This window comes from Rhodoferax sp. UBA5149 (genome assembly GCF_002413825.1).
Lineage (GTDB): Bacteria > Pseudomonadota > Gammaproteobacteria > Burkholderiales > Burkholderiaceae_C > Rhodoferax.
Window position 1 is genome coordinate 9,755 of sequence record NZ_DHXT01000046.1, and the last position, 1,646, is coordinate 11,400.

General features: G+C 64.9%; 2 protein-coding genes. Both read left to right on the plus strand.

Annotated elements, in window-relative coordinates; all coding sequences use genetic code 11:
- Positions 1–513 (plus strand): NADP oxidoreductase (locus B3V69_RS03665; protein ID WP_296443904.1); only part of this gene is annotated, 513 nt, incomplete at its 5' end.
- A 2-nt stretch (positions 514–515) separates the two neighbouring features.
- Positions 516–1,646: Ni/Fe hydrogenase subunit alpha (locus B3V69_RS03670; RefSeq protein WP_296443906.1), on the plus strand; the 1,131-nt coding region annotated here is incomplete at its 3' end.

Genomic DNA, 1,646 nt, shown 5'->3' on the forward strand with positions numbered 1-1,646 from the left:
TCGCTGGCGGGCTGCTTTGGCTGCCACACGTCCTTGCTCGACATCGACGAGCGCCTGTTCGAATTGATCGAGCTCATCGAGTTTGACCGCTCGCCGCTGACCGACATTAAGCAGGTGGGCCATTGCGACATTGGCCTGATCGAAGGCGGCCTGTGCAATGCCGAGAATGTGATGGTGCTGCGCGAGTTCCGTGCCCATTGCAAGACGCTGGTGGCGGTAGGTGCCTGCGCCATCAACGGCGGCCTTCCAGCGCAGCGCAACCATCTCGACCTCGGCGCCTTGCTGACCGACGTGTACCGCAGCCGGCCCGGCATAAGTCCGGGCAGCGCCATCCCCAACGACCCCGAGCTGCCGCTGCCGCTGAACAAGGTGCACCCGATCCACGAGGTGGTGCATGTGGACTACTTCCTGCCCGGCTGCCCGCCCTCGGCCGACGCCTTCTGGCGCTTCCTGACCGACCTGATGGCCGGGCGCACGCCGCACCTTGGAACTGGCTTGATGCACTACGACTGACCATGACCCCATCACTTGAAACCGCTGCCCCTGAAGTCGTGTCCCAAGGCCTGCGCCGGGTCGCCATTGACCCGGTCTCGCGGGTTGAAGGCCATGGCAAGGTGACGATCCTGCTCGACGCCCAGAACCATGTGCAGCAAGTGCGGCTGCACATCGTCGAGTTCCGCGGTTTCGAGAAATTCATTGAAGGCCGACCCTACTGGGAAGTGCCGGTCATGGTGCAGCGCTTGTGCGGCATCTGCCCGGTGTCGCACCACCTGGCGGCATCGAAAGCGTTTGATCGGGTGGTGGGCGCGCTGCCCGTCACACCCTCGGCCGACAAGATCCGCCGCCTGATGCACTACGGCCAGGTGATGCAGTCGCATGCCTTGCACTTCTTTTACCTTTCATCCCCCGACCTGCTGTTCGGCTTCGACTCCGAAGTGAACCGGCGCAACATCGTCGGCGTGGCGCAGGCGCACCCCGACATCGCCAGGAAGGGCGTGCTGCTGCGCAAATTCGGCCAAGAGGTGATTCGCGCCACGGCGGGCAAGCGGGTGCACGGCACCGGTTCGGTGCCGGGCGGCGTTAACAAGCATGTCAGCTTCGAGGACCGTGCGCTGCTGCAGCGCGACGTGGCGCAGATGATCCGCTGGGCGCAAGACGCCGTGGCGATTGCCAAACAACTGCATGCGCAGAACCCGGCGCTGTATGACAGCTTCGGCAGTTTTCGTTCCAACATGCTCTCGCTGGTGCGCGCCGACGGCGCGCTGGACCTGTACGACGGCGTTATCCGGGCGCGTGACGCCGCAGGCAAGATCATCTTCGACGGCGCCAGCGATCAGGGCTACCTCGACCTGATCGAAGAAGAAGTCAAGCCCTGGACCTACATGAAGTTCCCCTTCCTCAAGAGCCTGGGGCCCGAGCTGGGCTGGTACCGCGTGGGGCCGTTGGCGCGGCTGCAGAACTGCGACTTCATCCCCAGCCCGCTGGCCGAAGCGCAGCGCCGCGAGTTTGTCGCCTGGGGCCAGGGCCAGCCGATCCACGCGACGCTGGCCTACCACTGGGCGCGCATGGTCGAGGTGCTGCATTGCATCGAGGTCATCCAGGCGTTGCTTGACGACCCCGACATCCTGGGCGGCGAGCTGATGGCC